The sequence below is a fragment of the Enterobacter sp. Sphag1F genome (assembly GCF_014193275.1).
GTDB classification, from domain to species: domain Bacteria; phylum Pseudomonadota; class Gammaproteobacteria; order Enterobacterales; family Enterobacteriaceae; genus Pantoea; species Pantoea symbiotica.
On record NZ_JACHZD010000009.1, the window covers coordinates 144,615 to 159,943 of the forward strand.

Below are 15,329 nucleotides of genomic sequence, written 5' to 3' on the forward strand. Positions count from 1 at the left end.
TCGTCTATGACGGACAAAAAACCTACAGAGACAGCGGCCAAGGCAGAAGCCAAGCCGCTAATTGATATTAAAACCGGCAATAAAACCGTGGATGGCTCGATTCAAAATGTGTCGCGCTTCGCTGCCTGGTTTCAGGCGATTCCGGCAGTGGCGCATTTTATGCGCGCGCTGGAACGCTTTAACGATCGCCTCGGCAGCCAGTTTGGCGCGGCTATCACCTACTTCTCATTTCTTTCACTGATACCGATTTTGATGGTCTCCTTTGCGGCGGTCGGCTTTGTGCTGGCGTCGAATCAGGATTTGCTCACCGAGTTGATCAACAAAATCGTTAACAGCATCAGCGATCCGACGCTGGCCACCACGCTGAAGAATACGGTGAACACCGCGATTCAACAGCGCGCCACAGTGGGGATAACCGGTTTGCTGCTGGCGCTCTACTCCGGCATTAACTGGATGGGCAATTTGCGTGAAGCGGTACGTGCGCAGTCGCGCGACGTGTGGGAACGCACGCCAGACGATCAGGAGAAACTCTGGAAGAAGTACGCACGCGACCTGCTTTCGCTGCTGGGTTTGATGTTTGCGCTGGTGATTACACTGTCGCTGACCTCGATTGCCGGTGCGGCACAGGCGGCGATCGTTAATGCGTTGGGGCTTGAAGACATTGAGTGGCTGCGTCCGGCGATGACAGTGATTGCGTTATCTATCTCCATCTTTGCTAACTATCTGCTGTTCCTGTGGATCTTCTGGATTCTGCCGCGCCACAAGCCACGTAAAAAAGCACTGTTCCGTGGCACGCTGCTGGCGGCGATTGGCTTTGAAGTGATCAAGTTTGTGATGACGCTGACGCTGCCGAAGCTGGCGACTTCGCCATCGGGTGCCGCCTTTGGTTCGGTGCTCGGCTTGATGGCGTTCTTCTACTTCTTTGCGCGTTTGACGCTGTTCTGCGCTGCGTGGATCGCCACCGCTAAATACAAAGATGATAAAGAGATGCCGCAGCCGCATCAGGCTAAATAAGCCGACGAAGTTGTTACAATTGCCGTACTAGCTAAAAATGTTTCCTGCTGGCTACTTTTTCAGCAAAAACCAGCAGGAAACGCTAAAGGGTCACTTTAATTTGGCCCTTTTGCAGAGATTCCCGCCAAAAAAATGACACTTCCCGTTCCCATCCGCCACTGATTGCAGCAACTCAGAAATTATCCACTTATTCGCCGAAAAAGCCCGGTCTGACGCGGTTTTTCGCCATTGAATGCCGCAAACCAGGTGCGTAAGATTCTCTGTCTACATTTACAATTAAGAAACACTTATGCAAGCCTCCATCACAGAAACACTCGACAAAAAACACGACGACGCGCCGGTCAATTCACGTGGCAAAGTGGTTGTGGCATCGCTTGTCGGCACCGCCATTGAGTTCTTCGATTTCTATATCTATGCCACCGCCGCGGTGATTATTTTCCCGCACATCTTCTTCCCGCAGGGCGATCCGACCGTGGCCACGCTGCAGTCGCTGGCAACCTTCGCTATCGCTTTCGTGGCGCGTCCTATCGGTTCTGCCGTGTTCGGCCACTTTGGCGACCGCGTTGGCCGTAAAGCAACCCTGGTGGCATCGCTGCTGACCATGGGCGTTTCGACGGTGCTGATTGGTTTGCTGCCAGGATATGAAACCATTGGCGTGGCAGCGCCACTGCTGCTGGCGCTGGCGCGTTTTGGTCAGGGCCTTGGACTCGGTGGTGAATGGGGCGGCGCAGCACTGCTGGCGACCGAAAATGCCCCGGCGAAGAAACGTGCGCTTTATGGTTCATTCCCACAGCTCGGCGCGCCGATTGGCTTCTTCTTCGCTAACGGCACCTTCCTGCTGCTTTCATGGTTGCTGACCGACGAGCAGTTCATGAACTGGGGCTGGCGCGTGCCGTTTATTCTCTCTGCGGTATTGGTGTTAATTGGTCTGTATGTGCGCGTTTCGCTGCATGAAAGCCCGGTATTCGCCAAAGTGCAGAAAGAGAACAAGCAGGTGAAAATGCCGATTGGCACGCTGCTGAGCAAGCATCTGACCGCCACCATTCTCGGCACCTTCATTATGCTCGCCACGTACACGCTGTTCTACATCATGACCGTGTACTCAATGAGTTACGGCACCGCGCCCGTACCGGCAGGTCTTGGCTATTCGCGTAATAGCTTCCTGTGGATGCTGATGGTGGCGGTGATTGGTTTTGGTGTGATGGTACCGATTGCCGGTCTGCTGGCCGATCGCTTTGGTCGTCGTAAAACCATGATCACCATTACGTTGATGATTATCGCCTTTGCATTGATGTTCCCAATGCTGCTGGGTTCTGGCTCTCAGGTGCTGGTGATGGGCTTCCTGATCCTTGGTCTGAGCATTATGGGCCTGACGTTTGGTCCGATGGGCGCGCTGCTGCCAGAACTGTTCCCGACGGAAGTGCGTTATACCGGTGCATCCTTCTCCTACAACCTGTCGTCGATTCTTGGGGCTTCTGTGGCGCCTTATATCGCGACCTGGCTTAATGCCCATTACGGTTTGCAGGCGGTGGGTTTCTATCTGGCCTCGATGGCGGTGTTGACGTTGATCGCGCTGATTGCCTGTAAAGAGACGCGTAATCAGACGCTGTATGAAGCGGTGTAATTGATTGAGCGTTGAGAGAACCCGGCTTAGGCCGGGTTTTTTATTGGGTGCGGTTTAAACCAGGTCGCCATGAATGGCGACCCTACGTTGTAATCGACAATCTTACATAACAAAAAACCCCGGCAAGCCGGGGTTTTTATTGTGCTGAAAACGGTGTCGTGCGTGGCTTAGCCAGCGACAGCGATACGTTTCATATCGGTCATGTAGCCACGCAGTTTGCGGCCTACAGATTCGATTGGATGCTGACGAACGGCTTCGTTGACGTCACGCAGCTGTGCGTTATCAACCTGAGTACCTTCAACTACTTTGCCCAGATCGCCCGGCTGCAGCGTGGTCATGAACTCTTTCAGCAGTGGAACTGCCGCGAAGGAGAACAGGTAGTTACCGTATTCTGCAGTATCTGAGATAACCACGTTCATCTCATACAGACGCTTACGTGCGATGGTATTAGCAATCAGCGGCAGCTCGTGCAGTGATTCGTAGTAAGCGGACTCTTCGATGATGCCCGCGTCAACCATGGTTTCGAACGCCAGCTCAACGCCTGCTTTCACCATTGCAACCATCACGACGCCTTTGTCGTAGTATTCCTGCTCTTCGATTTTGCCATCAAACTGCGGTGCGTTTTCGAATGCGGTTGCGCCGGTCTCTTCACGCCAGGTCAGCAGGTTTTTGTCGTCGTTAGCCCAGTCAGCCATCATGCCTGAAGAGAATTCGCCAGAGATGATGTCATCCATGTGCTTCTGGAACAGCGGTGCCATGATGGTTTTCAGCTGCTCAGACAGCGCATAAGCACGGATTTTCGCCGGGTTAGACAGGCGATCCATCATCAGCGTAATGCCGCCGAACTTCAGTGATTCGGTGATGGTTTCCCAGCCGAACTGAATCAGTTTTTCGGTATAAGCCGCGTCGTGACCTTCAGCCACCAGCTTGTCGAAGCACAGCAGAGAACCGGCCTGCAACATACCACACAGGATGGTCTGCTCGCCCATCAGGTCAGATTTCACTTCCGCAACGAAGGAAGATTCCAGCACGCCCGCACGGTCGCCGCCGGTCGCTGCTGCCCAGGCTTTAGCAATCGCCATGCCTTCGCCTTTTGGATCGTTTTCCGGGTGAACGGCGATCAGCGTAGGAACACCGAAACCACGCTTGTACTCTTCACGTACTTCAGTACCCGGGCACTTCGGCGCTACCATCACAACGGTGATGTCTTTGCGGATGGTTTCGCCCACTTCAACGATGTTGAAACCGTGTGAGTAACCCAGCGCAGCGCCATCTTTCATCAGCGGCTGAACAGCCTGAACTACCGCGGAGTGCTGCTTGTCTGGCGTCAGGTTTACTACCAGATCGGCCTGTGGGATCAACTCTTCGTAAGTACCGACTTTGAAGCCGTTATCGGTCGCTTTGCGGAAAGAGGCACGCTTCTCAGCAATCGCTTCAGCACGCAGGGCATACGCCACGTCCAGACCAGAATCACGCATGTTCAGGCCCTGGTTCAGACCCTGAGCACCACAACCAACGATGACCACTTTCTTGCCTTTCAGGAAGCTAGCGCCATCTGCGAATTCGTCGCGTGACATGAAACGACATTTGCCCAGCTGCGCTAACTGGTTGCGCAGATTCAATGTGTTGAAGTAATTAGCCATGGGTACTCCGGTTAGATGTTGTGTTTGTTTTTGTTCAGTAACGACGTTGTCTCTTACGCCGCGAATGACCCCATCATATGACAGGAAATCCGTTGCTTAAATTGATATATTAGCAAGGTCACATTGCAAAATTTGCAACATAACCTTGAGGCGATACGCGCATGGATTTACGAGACCTGAAACTCTTCCTTCATCTGGCTGAAAGCTGCCACTTTGGTCGCACCGCGCGTGCCATGCACGTCAGCCCTTCAACCCTATCGCGCCAGATTCAGCGCCTGGAAGAGGATGTCGGTCACGCGCTGTTCCTGCGTGATAACCGCACCGTGACGCTAACAGAAGCCGGTGAGCGCCTGCGCCAGTTTGCGCAGCAGACGTTGCTGCAGTATCAGCAGTTGCGCCATGTGATGGATCTTAACGGCCCTTCACTGAGCGGCGAGCTGCGCCTGTTTTGCTCGGTGACCGCCGCTTACAGCCATTTGCCGCCGATTCTCGATCGCTTTCGCGCTGAACATCCGCAGGTAGAGATCAAACTTACTACCGGTGATGCCGCCGATGCGATTGAGATGGTGCAATCCGGTGATGCCGATCTCGCCATTGCCGGTCGCCCTGAATCGCTGCCCGCCAGCATAGATTTTACGCCACTGGGCCTGATTCCGCTGGTGCTGATCGCCCCGGCGCTGCCTTGTCCGGTACGCAATCAGGCAACGCAGGAGCAACCCGATTGGGCGCAGATTCCGTTTATCCTGCCGGAACAAGGACCTGCACGCCGTGGTATCGATTTATGGTTCCGCCGCCAGCGCATTCCTAATCCACAGATTTATGCCACGGTTTCTGGTCATGAAGCGATTGTGTCGATGGTGGCGCTGGGATGCGGTATTGCGCTGTTACCGGATGTGGTGCTGGAGAACAGCCCGGAACCGGTGCGCAATCGCGTGTTAACGCTAGAGAATGTGGAGTCTGTCGCGCCGCTGGAACTCGGCGTTTGCGTACAAAAAAAGCGGCTCGGAGAGCCGCTTATCAATGCGTTCTGGCACCAGCTGTAATTACTGCCCGGCGAGGAAGAAACGGAACGCCGGGTTGTTCGCTTCGTCATGCCATTCGTAGCCCAACGCGGTGAGATGGGTTTCGAAATCCGGTTCTTGATCGTTAGCTTCAAACGCCGCCAGCACGCGACCGTAATCCGTGCCGTGGCTGCGATAATGGAACAGCGAGATATTCCAGTGCGCGCCAAGCGTCTGCAGGAACTTCAGCAGCGCGCCCGGTGCTTCCGGGAATTCAAAGCTAAACAGGCGTTCGCGCAGCGGCTTCGATGGACGTCCGCCCACCATGTAGCGCACGTGCAGCTTGGCCATTTCATCATCCGACAGATCCACCACGTTATAACCGGCTTCGCTCAGTTGGCTGATGATCTCACTGCGCTCCTCCAGCCCGCGCGTTAAACGCACACCGACGAAAATGCAGGCGTTGTCTGCATCCGCGTAACGATAGTTGAACTCGGTAATAGAGCGCCCGCCGATGGTCTGACAGAACTTGAGGAAACTGCCCTGTTGCTCTGGAATGGTGACCGCCAGCAGCGCTTCACGCTGTTCGCCCAGTTCGCAACGCTCGGAGACATAGCGCAAGCCGTGGAAGTTCACGTTGGCACCCGACAACACGTGCGCCAGGCGCTCGCCTTTGATGTCGTGCAGCTGGATGTACTTCTTCATGCCCGCCAGCGCCAGCGCGCCTGAAGGTTCCGCCACGGCGCGCACATCTTCGAACAGATCTTTCACCGCTGCACAAATCGCATCGCTATCCACCGTGATGATGTCATCGAGATACTCCTGACACAGGCGGAAGGTTTCGCTGCCGATGCGTTTGACCGCCACGCCTTCAGCAAACAAACCCACGCGCGGCAAATCTACCGGCTCACCCGCATCGAGCGCCGCCTTCAGACAGGCAGAATCTTCCGACTCCACGGCAATCACTTTGATCTGCGGCATCAGCTGCTTGATCAGCACCGCAACGCCCGCCGCCAGACCGCCACCGCCGACCGGCACGAAGACGCGATCGAGATGCGCATCCTGCTGCAGCAGTTCCATCGCCAGCGTGCCCTGCCCGGCGATCACCGCCGGATGGTCAAACGGATGAACGAAGGTGTAACCCTGCTGCTCTGACAGCTCAATCGCTTTGGCTTTCGCCTCGTCGAAGTTAGCACCAAACAGATAAGCCTCACCGCCAAATGCGCGTACTGCATCAACCTTGATGTCTGCCGTGGCCAACGGCATCACAATCAGTGATTTGATGCCAAGCGTGCTGGCCGAGAGCGCCACGCCCTGCGCATGGTTGCCGGCCGAAGCCGTCACCACGCCGCGCGCTTTTTGCTCTTCGTTCAGCCCGGCAATCATCGCGTAGGCCCCGCGCAGCTTGAAGCTGTGCACCGGCTGACGATCTTCACGCTTCACCAGAATGGTGTTGCCAAGACGCGATGAAATTTTTTCCATTTTTTGCAGCGGCGTCACCTGAGCAATTTCATACACCGGTGAACGCAGCACTGCGCGCAAATACTCCGCGCCGTTTGGCTTTGCGGAGAGCGGTTGAGACTCAGCCATGGGTTAGCCTCCCAGCTTAGACTTATCGCGCACCGCGCCTTTGTCTGCGCTGGTCGCCAGTGATGCATAGGCGCGCAGGGCAAAGGAGACTTCACGCACACGGCCGTGCGGGGTATAAGCCGCATCGCCACGCGCTTGCTCTTCTTCACGACGTGCGTGCAGTTCGTTATCCGGTACCGCCAGCTTGATGCCACGGTTCGGGATATCGATTTCAATCATGTCGCCATCTTTCACCAGCGCGATGGTGCCACCGCTCGCCGCTTCCGGAGAGGCGTGACCAATCGACAAGCCCGACGTACCGCCAGAGAAGCGACCATCGGTGATCAGTGCGCAGCTTTTGCCGAGGCCCATGGATTTCAGATATGTGGTCGGATAGAGCATTTCCTGCATGCCCGGCCCGCCTTTCGGTCCTTCGTAGCGGATTACTACGACATCGCCAGCCACAACTTTGCCGCCAAGGATCGCTTCAACCGCATCATCCTGGCTTTCGTACACTTTGGCCGGGCCTTTGAAGGTGAGGATCTCTTTGTCTACACCCGCGGTTTTAACGATGCAGCCATCTTCCGCAATGTTGCCGTAAAGCACGGCTAAGCCGCCATCCTGCGAGTAAGCGTGTTCGCGAGTACGAATACAACCATCGGTACGATCGTCATCCAGCGTGTCCCAACGGCAATTCTGCGAGAACGCCTTGGTGGTACGAATACCAGCAGGACCGGCGCGGAACATATCCTTCACCGCCTGATCTTTGGTCAGCATGATGTCGTACTGATCCAGGGTTTCACGCATGCTCTGCTGCAAAATGTTGCGCGCGCTGGTGTCGATCAAACCGGCACGATCCAACTCACCGAGAATGGCGATAACGCCACCCGCACGGTGCACATCTTCCATGTGATATTTCGGCGTACTTGGCGCCACTTTACATAGCTGCGGTACTTTGCGAGACAAGCGATCGATATCGGAGATGTTGAAGTCGATTTCGCCTTCCAGCGCCGCTGCCAGCAGGTGAAGAACGGTGTTGGTGGAACCGCCCATGGCGATATCCAGCGTCATCGCATTCTCGAACGCCGCTTTGGTAGCGATGTTACGCGGCAGCATGTTGACGTCATCCTGCTCGTAATAACGTTTGGTCAGGCTAACGATGCGCTTACCGGCATTGATGAACAGCTCTTTACGATCTGCGTGCGTGGCCAGCAGTGAACCGTTACCTGGCTGAGATAAGCCCAGCGCTTCGGTCAGACAGTTCATCGAGTTGGCGGTAAACATACCGGAACAGGAACCGCAGGTTGGGCAAGCAGAACGTTCGATCTGATCGCTGTCGGCATCGCTGACGTTCGGGTTGGCGCCCTGAATCATTGCATCAACCAGATCCAGCTTGATGATTTGATCAGACAGTTTGGTTTTACCGGCTTCCATCGGGCCGCCAGACACAAAGATCACCGGAATGTTAAGGCGCAGTGACGCCATCAGCATGCCCGGGGTGATTTTGTCGCAGTTGGAGATACAGACCATGGCATCGGCGCAGTGCGCATTAACCATGTACTCCACTGAATCGGCAATCAGCTCGCGTGAAGGCAGTGAATACAGCATGCCGCCATGACCCATGGCGATACCGTCATCCACCGCTATGGTGTTGAACTCTTTAGCCACGCCGCCAGCTGCTTCGATTTCCTCAGCAACCAGTTTGCCAAGATCGCGCAGGTGCACGTGGCCCGGTACGAATTGGGTGAATGAGTTGACCACGGCGATAATCGGCTTACCGAAATCGTCATCGGTCATTCCTGTCGCGCGCCACAAGGCACGGGCACCGGCCATGTTACGTCCATGGGTGGTGGTGGCGGAACGGTACTTAGGCATGCTCTATTTACTCCAGTAATAATCAGGTTGCGGGCGCCATCTGACGCCCGCAAAAAATCTCGTTATGCGTTAACCGGATCCAACCAGCCCCACTTGTCTTCCGTCTCGCCAGTGAACAGGCCAAAGAATGCCTTCTGGATACGACCGGTGACCGGACCACGTTTACCTTCGCCGACCTGAATGCCGTCGACGCTACGCACCGGAGTGATCTCCGCTGCAGTACCTGACATGAAGACTTCGTCTGCCAGATAAAGGGATTCGCGCGACAGAACCTGCTCACGCACTTCGATACCCATGTCTTGCGCCAGCTTAATGATGGCGTCACGAGTGATGCCTGGCAGCGCAGAAGAGGTGAACGGTGGCGTGAACAGAATGCCATCTTTCACTTCGAACAAGTTTTCGCCAGCACCTTCTGAAATATAGCCGTTGGTGTCGAGGGCGATACCTTCCTGATAGCCGTGGCGGCGCGCTTCGCTACCGACCAGCAGAGAAGAAAGATAGTTACCACCCGCTTTCGCGGCGGTCGGCAAGGTGTTTGGTGCAACGCGGTTCCACGAAGAAACCATCGCGTCGATACCGTTTTCCAGCGCTTCAGCGCCCAGGTAAGCACCCCAAGGGAAGGCGGCGATGATTACATCGGTGGTGTAGCCATCTGGCGGGTTCACACCCAGACCCACGTCACCGACGAAGGCCAGCGGACGGATATAAGCGCTTTTCAGTTTGTTCACGCGGATTACTTCGCGGCACGCTTCCATCAACTCATCAACGCTGGCTTTAATCGGGAAACGGTAAATTTTGGCGGATTCATGCAGACGCTTCATGTGCTCACGGTGGCGGAACACTACTGGACCTTTGTGTGAGTCGTAGCAACGCACGCCTTCAAACACAGAAGTACCGTAGTGCAGTGCGTGAGACATAACGCTGACCTTGGCGTCTTCCCACTTAACCATCTCACCATTGAACCAAATAAAGTCTGCTTTCTTCGTACTCATTGCTTTTTCCTTTGGCGACTATGCGCGGATTTGTTGTGTTGTCTGTTGTTGGATCTCGACGCAAGCGACATCCATAAGTTTGCTTAACTGCGAAGACAGTAAATCGACTGAGCGTTGGCTGGCAACGGTCATTTCGATATTAATGTTCTCGGCATTGACCGCGGAGGCCATATTCATCGCACACACCTGGAAACCACGGTGACGCACGACACGCAAAATGCGCTCCAATATTTCAGGACGAAAGCGGGCTTCGATAGACAATTGATGCTGATTCATGCGGTTTTCTCCATCATGTTTGCGTTGCTGGCACCCGGCGGTACCAATGGCCAGACGTTTTCATGCTCATCTATCGAAACATGCAGGAAGTAAGGACCTTCACTGTTCAGCAGAGCATCGAGGGCGGCGTCGACCTGATCTTTACGGCTAATGCGCTGGCCTGGGATATCAAAGGCGCTGGCCAGCGTGAGGAAATCGGGGTTATCAGTAAGAATGGTTTCGCTGTAGCGACCATCAAAGAACAATTGCTGCCACTGGCGCACCATGCCGAGACGCTGGTTATCCAGCAGCAGAATCTTCACCGGCAATTTGCCGCGCTTGATAGTGCCCAGCTCCTGAATGTTCATCATGATGGAACCGTCACCAGATACGCAGATAACCGTATCTTCTGGACGTGCAACCTGTGCACCAATCGCCGCCGGCAAGCCAAAGCCCATGGTGCCGAGGCCGCTGGAGGTGATGAAGTTTTCTGGCGCGGTGAAACTCATATGCTGTGCGGCCCACATTTGGTGCTGGCCGACGTCGGTGGTGACCACTGCGCTATCCGCTTTACGATCGGACAACTGCTTCAGCAACAACGGCGCGTAGATTGCTTCGCCTGGGTGATCGTAACGCCAGTCGAACTCTTTTTTCATCGCGCTGACTTCTTGGCGCCAGCCATCAATGTGCATCGGCATGCTCAGTGCGGGCAAAACCTGATTCATATCGCCCTGCAGTGAAACGTGCGCGCGGCGCAGTTTGTTCAGTTCGGCAGGATCGATATCGATATGGATAACGCTGGCGTGCGGCGCGAAGGTATCCAACTTGCCAGTAACGCGGTCGTCAAAGCGTGCGCCGACGGCAATCAGCAAATCACAGGATTGTACTGCGAGGTTAGCGGCTTTGGTGCCATGCATGCCAAGCATGCCGAGATAGAGATCGCTGCTGGCATCCGCGCTGCCGAGCCCTTTCAGGGTGGAAACCATCGGGATGCCGGTTTCCTTCGCCATGGCACGTAAGGCAGGAACCGCCTGCGCCATGCCAACGCCGCCACCGATATACAGCATCGGCTTATGCGACTGCGCCATCAATGCGCGCGCCTCCGCAATGTGCTGCGCTGAGTGGCTGATTTCTTCCTCAACCGGCAGCAGATGCGGCGTCAGTTCGCCGTTGGCGATCTGAATGTCTTTTGGGATATCAACCAGAACCGGGCCGGGACGACCCGATTGCGCGATAGCAAAGGCTTCTGCCATCACCGAAGGTAAATCATCAAGGGATTCAACGAGGAAACTGTGTTTAGTGCAGGCTAAGGATAAACCGAGAACGTCAATTTCCTGGAAGGCGTCGGTACCGATAAAGGCCGATGAGACCTGGCCAGTGATCGCTACAACCGGGATCGAATCCATCATCGCATCCGCCAGACCGGTGATCAGGTTGGTGGCGCCCGGACCCGAAGTGGCGATACAGACGCCAGTCTTGCCGGTTGCGCGGGCATAACCGATGGCCGCCATCACCGCACCCTGCTCATGACGGCACAGTAGGTGTTCCACGCCGCCATCGTAGAGCGCATCGTACACTGGCATGATTGCGCCGCCAGGATAGCCAAACACTGTATCGACACCCTGCGCGCGTAAAGCCTGAACTACCCACTGTGCACCTGTCATGGTTATTCTCCTGTATTCCTAGGGGAACAACAGAATTTTATGCTACTGCTCATAATCTGTTCCTCGCTAATTTGCTGATATTTAGCCTGGTTAAAAAAAAACCCCCGGACCTTTCGGTGCGGGGGTTTTTGGAATTCCAGACTTGATTTTTAAGCCTTTCTTTCTCCAAGCGATGCCCCGCACGGTGGGATAATAATCACCACCACGCTAATCACGACTAGGCTAATCACTTGTAGAAGGGCTTTCATGTGTTGTTTGTTTTTTCGATTGTTCGAAGTAATACCTACAGAGTTATCATAGTTAGCACGTCATTGACAATAATTTTCATTGGGAATTTTTATGACGGCGTTGGCGGTTTTGCGTTATCACATTGTAAGTAAAAGGTTATTTACATTTGTGATAAAAATTCATAACGCCCGCTTCGTAATCTTCATTTGCGGTTTACGAACAGGCTCTGATTTTTAGTGAAACAGCTGCAATTCTCAGCGAATGTCAGGAATCTGGTTCTGATGTTGAGCAGATAGCCATTGTTCATCCACCTGGCTGCTCTGATGATAAGGACAACAAGGAGCGGTTATGTCTTTATCCAAAGTATTAACACGAGCTGCGCTAGGTGTTCAGGCTCCGCTGGTGACGGTGGAAGTACACATTAGCAACGGTTTGCCGGCCCTGACGCTAGTTGGACTGCCTGAAACCACGGTAAAAGAAGCGCGGGAACGGGTGCGTAGCGCGATTATTAATAGCGGATTTACCTTTCCGGCGAAACGCGTCACCATCAATCTGGCACCTGCCGATCTGCCAAAAGAAGGCGGACGCTATGACCTCCCCATCGCAATCGCCATTCTGGCTGCCTCTGAGCAGCTGCCAGACGCAAAACTAGGGCAATATGAATTCCTGGGGGAGTTAGCGCTTAACGGCGCGCTCTGTGGCGTTCAGGCCGCTATTCCGGCGGCGATGGCGGCGCTGCAAGCGGGCAGACAAATGGTGTTAGCTGAACAGAATCAACAGGATGTCGGGTTGATTCAACAAGGCGAGACGCTGGTTGGCAAACATCTGGTAGAAATCTGTGCGTTTCTACATAACAAAACTACCCTCACCGTCGCGCATTATCACCCTGAAACGCTTGAACAGGAAAAGCAGGACCTCAGCGATATCATTGGTCAGGATCAGGGCCGACGAGCACTGGAGATCACTGCAGCTGGCGGGCATAACCTGTTACTGATTGGACCGCCGGGCACCGGCAAGACCATGCTGGCAACGCGTCTGCCCGGTATCATGCCGCCATTAGACGACCAGGAAGCACTGGAGTGCGCCGCTATCGCCAGTCTGGTAAGCAGTGGCAATCTCCATCATCAGTGGCGCAAACGGCCGTTCAGAGCGCCTCATCACAGTGCATCACTGTATGCGTTGGTTGGTGGCGGTTCATTGCCACGGCCTGGGGAAATATCTTTGGCACACAACGGTGTGTTATTCCTCGATGAACTGCCCGAGTTTGAGCGCAGAACGCTGGATGCGTTGCGCGAACCGATCGAATCCGGGGAAATCGCCATTTCACGCACGCGCGCTAAAGTGACTTATCCCGCGCGCTTTCAATTGATCGGTGCAATGAATCCTAGCCCGACTGGGCATTATCAGGGCAACCATAATCGCTCATCACCTCAGCAGGTGTTGCGCTATCTCAATCGCCTATCAGGACCTTTTCTTGATCGCTTTGATCTATCGTTAGAAGTTCCACTTCTTCCGAGCGGATCGCTGAGTAAGAAACAACAAGTCAGCGAAAGCAGCGCTGAGGTTTTAGCACGCGTCCTTGCCGCGCGACAGATTCAAACAGCACGCAGCGGAAAAGTGAATGCTCATCTCTCAAACCCGGAGATTTTACGTTGGTGTCCATTGAAGCAGCAGGATGCTGAATGGCTGGAAGAGGTGTTGAATTCGTTGGGGCTTTCGGTACGCGCCTGGCAGCGGATTTTAAAGGTGGCGAGGACAATCGCTGATTTAGCAGGTGAAGAGCTGATTACGCGGAGCCATTTGCAGGAAGCAGTGGGATATCGCAGCATCGACCGCTTAATGATCTATCTGCACAAAACTCTGGAATAAAAAACGGGGCTTATATAAGCCCCGCTATTCTTAATCATCGCTATCGCTAAAATCTTCCACCGTGTCCATCTGCGGCTTGCCGCCAGATAGCGTGTGGAAACGCTTAGGTCGTTTGATACGTGCGGTATATTTCGACCATACACGTTCAGCTTCAGTTTGCGGCTCACGAAGACCACGACATACTTCTAAAAATGAACGCTCTTCTTCTGTAATGGGTTCACGCTTAGCGAGATCCAGTTCATTAAAGGCGTAACCGTGGCGCTCCAGAAGCTGAGCTTCTTTAATGGTGAAATCACCATGACGCGAAAAACCACGTGGGTAATGTTTGTTATCAAAGAAACGATTCGTTGTTGCGAAGCTATCCGCCATTTTACACGCTCCTGACTCTCATATGGCCGTGCTATTTATGGCGCGGAGTATTAGATAGGCTTGACAGAGTGTAAAACAAAACATTTAAATCAGTACGACAAACAATTTTTGGGAGAATGCAGTGGATACGGAATTACTGAAAACTTTCCTCGAAGTGAGCAGAACACGCCATTTCGGGCGTGCTGCTGAAGCGCTTTACCTCACGCAATCTGCCGTTAGTTTTCGCATTCGTCAGCTGGAAAATCAGCTGGGCGTAAACCTTTTTACTCGTCACCGTAATAACATCCGGCTGACTTCAGCGGGCGAGCGTTTATTGCCCTATGCCGAAAGCTTGATGAGTACCTGGTTGATGGCCAAAAAGGAAGTTTCACATACACAGCAGCATCATGAGCTTTCGATAGGAGGTAGCGCATCCCTTTGGGAAGCGTATTTAACTCCTTGGTTGCAAACACTTTATGAGAATCGCGAAAGCCTTCATCTTGAGGCACGTATCGCCCAGCGACATTTGCTGGTTAAGCAATTGCATGAACGTCAATTGGACCTGTTGATCACTACCGAAGCACCAAAAATGGATGAGTTAACCAGCCAGCAAATAGGTCATATTTCGCTCGCATTATTCCGGGCACGCAAAACTGAGAAGCGTGAAAAATATGACTATATCAAGCTGGAATGGGGCGCAGATTTTCATCAGCATGAAAGTTATCTGTCCAGTGATGATGTCCCAGTATTAACTACGACATCGGCACATTTAACGCGCGAATTACTGCATACCACCGGTGCATGTGCATTTTTACCTGATTTTTGGCACGGCATTTATAGTGATTTGATGGTTATTCCAGATACACCCGTCGCCGTGCGACCGTTATATGCGGTGTGGCTGCAGAATAGCGATCAGCAAAGTCACATTCGTCAGCTGCTTAAATATCCGGTTTTGACACAATAAGATAATAAATGAGGGAGTTTGAGTGGATCGCAGTGAAACTCAAACTCATTCCACTGACGAATTTTGCACAAAAAAAATCCTTTGCCGAGGCAAAGGATTATTTTCTGGCAGGGGCGGAGGGACTCGAACCCCCAACACCCGGTTTTGGAGACCGGTGCTCTACCAATTGAACTACGCCCCTAATTAGGGTGGCGGAACGGACGGGGCTCGAACCCGCGACCCCCTGCGTGACAGGCAGGTATTCTAACCAACTGAACTACCGCTCCACCGATTCTGTACTGAT

The 15,329-nt window shown here is 53.8% G+C and carries 13 protein-coding genes and 2 tRNA genes; 5 read left to right on the forward strand and 10 right to left on the reverse strand.

Annotated features, from left to right (window positions below):
- Positions 1 to 6: 6 nt before the first annotated feature.
- Positions 7 to 1,014 (forward strand): inner membrane protein YhjD, encoded by a 1,008-nt coding sequence (gene yhjD, locus FHW71_RS22570; RefSeq protein ID WP_008106636.1) that lies wholly within the window; start codon positions 7 to 9, stop codon positions 1,012 to 1,014.
- A gap of 289 nt (positions 1,015 to 1,303) precedes the next feature.
- Positions 1,304 to 2,638 (forward strand): MFS transporter, encoded by a 1,335-nt coding sequence (locus tag FHW71_RS22575; RefSeq protein WP_179453146.1) that lies wholly within the window; start codon positions 1,304 to 1,306, stop codon positions 2,636 to 2,638.
- A gap of 167 nt (positions 2,639 to 2,805) precedes the next feature.
- On the opposite strand, the gene ilvC is transcribed toward FHW71_RS22575, so the two are convergent.
- Positions 2,806 to 4,281, reverse strand: a complete 1,476-nt coding sequence (gene ilvC, locus FHW71_RS22580) for a ketol-acid reductoisomerase (RefSeq protein WP_061719835.1) — start codon at positions 4,279 to 4,281, stop codon at positions 2,806 to 2,808.
- Between the two features lie 161 nt (positions 4,282 to 4,442).
- Here ilvC and ilvY point away from each other — a divergent pair, with 161 nt between their 5' ends.
- The gene (gene ilvY / locus FHW71_RS22585) at positions 4,443 to 5,324 is read left to right on the forward strand and encodes an HTH-type transcriptional activator IlvY (RefSeq protein ID WP_008106630.1); all 882 of its coding nucleotides are present in this window, start codon (positions 4,443 to 4,445) and stop codon (positions 5,322 to 5,324) included.
- Here ilvY and ilvA read toward each other — a convergent pair whose 3' ends face one another.
- From ilvA to ilvL, 6 genes are all read right to left on the reverse strand, one after another.
- Positions 5,325 to 6,872 (reverse strand): threonine ammonia-lyase, biosynthetic, encoded by a 1,548-nt coding sequence (ilvA, locus tag FHW71_RS22590; protein WP_179453147.1) that lies wholly within the window; start codon positions 6,870 to 6,872, stop codon positions 5,325 to 5,327.
- A 3-nt stretch (positions 6,873 to 6,875) separates the two neighbouring features.
- A complete protein-coding gene (gene ilvD / locus FHW71_RS22595) occupies positions 6,876 to 8,726 on the reverse strand; it encodes a dihydroxy-acid dehydratase (protein ID WP_008106626.1) in 1,851 nt (616 codons plus the stop codon).
- Positions 8,727 to 8,788: 62 nt separating this feature from the next.
- A complete protein-coding gene (locus FHW71_RS22600) occupies positions 8,789 to 9,718 on the reverse strand; it encodes a branched-chain amino acid transaminase (RefSeq protein ID WP_007888821.1) in 930 nt (309 codons plus the stop codon).
- 18 nt (positions 9,719 to 9,736) lie between these two features.
- The gene (gene ilvM / locus FHW71_RS22605; RefSeq protein WP_008106624.1) at positions 9,737 to 9,994 is read right to left on the reverse strand and encodes an acetolactate synthase 2 small subunit; all 258 of its coding nucleotides are present in this window, start codon (positions 9,992 to 9,994) and stop codon (positions 9,737 to 9,739) included.
- Positions 9,991 to 11,637 carry an acetolactate synthase 2 catalytic subunit gene (gene ilvG, locus FHW71_RS22610; RefSeq protein WP_179453148.1) on the reverse strand — a complete coding sequence of 549 codons (1,647 nt, stop codon included), beginning with the start codon at positions 11,635 to 11,637 and terminating at the stop codon, positions 9,991 to 9,993. The genes ilvM and ilvG overlap by 4 nt, the downstream gene beginning before the upstream one ends.
- A gap of 149 nt (positions 11,638 to 11,786) precedes the next feature.
- The gene (gene ilvL / locus FHW71_RS22615) at positions 11,787 to 11,885 is read right to left on the reverse strand and encodes an ilv operon leader peptide (protein WP_071531048.1); all 99 of its coding nucleotides are present in this window, start codon (positions 11,883 to 11,885) and stop codon (positions 11,787 to 11,789) included.
- A gap of 328 nt (positions 11,886 to 12,213) precedes the next feature.
- Here ilvL and FHW71_RS22620 point away from each other — a divergent pair, with 328 nt between their 5' ends.
- Entirely contained in the window at positions 12,214 to 13,734 is a 1,521-nt protein-coding gene (locus FHW71_RS22620) for a YifB family Mg chelatase-like AAA ATPase (RefSeq protein WP_008106618.1), read from the forward strand.
- Positions 13,735 to 13,764: 30 nt separating this feature from the next.
- On the opposite strand, the gene FHW71_RS22625 is transcribed toward FHW71_RS22620, so the two are convergent.
- Positions 13,765 to 14,103, reverse strand: coding sequence for a DUF413 domain-containing protein (locus FHW71_RS22625; RefSeq protein ID WP_008106616.1), 339 nt, complete (start codon positions 14,101 to 14,103; stop codon positions 13,765 to 13,767).
- Positions 14,104 to 14,224: 121 nt separating this feature from the next.
- On the opposite strand from FHW71_RS22625, the gene hdfR reads away from it, so the two are divergent.
- A complete protein-coding gene (gene hdfR / locus FHW71_RS22630; protein ID WP_008106614.1) occupies positions 14,225 to 15,046 on the forward strand; it encodes an HTH-type transcriptional regulator HdfR in 822 nt (273 codons plus the stop codon).
- Positions 15,047 to 15,151: 105 nt separating this feature from the next.
- On the opposite strand, the gene FHW71_RS22635 is transcribed toward hdfR, so the two are convergent.
- A tRNA-Trp gene (locus tag FHW71_RS22635) sits at positions 15,152 to 15,227 on the reverse strand.
- 8 nt (positions 15,228 to 15,235) lie between these two features.
- Positions 15,236 to 15,312: transfer RNA gene (locus FHW71_RS22640), tRNA-Asp, on the reverse strand.
- Between the last annotated feature and the right edge of the window lie 17 nt (positions 15,313 to 15,329).